At 62.9% G+C, this 439-nt stretch carries 1 protein-coding gene; it reads right to left on the reverse strand.

Going from position 1 to position 439, the window contains the following annotated elements:
• On the reverse strand, nucleotides 1-439 hold a 439-nt coding region (locus tag O4G76_RS19990), incomplete at both ends, for a hypothetical protein (protein WP_269398903.1).

The raw sequence follows: 439 nt of genomic DNA on the forward strand, positions 1-439 counted from the left end.
CCGGGCCAGTTCTCGGTGTAGAGCAGCGTGATCTTGTAGGTCGCACCCACGGCCACGTCGAAATTGTAGGTCAGCGGCTCCTGACCTTCCGCCGGTCCCTTGCTCTTGTCGAAGCGTTCGTGAACGAAGAGCTGCCAAGGCGCGTAACCCGCTACATCGGAGTCGATGTAATCGACTTCGTCCGCCGCGTCGGTAATCTTGGCTGAATACACGTCGTCCGCATCGCCGGTCACGGAAACCGGCCCGCTGGCGTCCTCGAGCGCCAGATCGCCGAGCCAGGCCGGGCCGCCATCGATCGCGGCGACGTCGGTGCTCCCGGCATTGAGCCGATAGAGGATGGTCTCGGCAAGTTCCGGACCCTTGGCCTCGATTTTCAGTTCGTTGAAATCGACGGTTGTGAGTGTGTCCGCGGCGACGTCCTCGGCGATGAGGCCGATGG

Source organism: Limimaricola sp. G21655-S1 (genome assembly GCF_027213785.1).
In the GTDB taxonomy this organism is placed as follows: Bacteria; Pseudomonadota; Alphaproteobacteria; order Rhodobacterales; family Rhodobacteraceae; genus Limimaricola.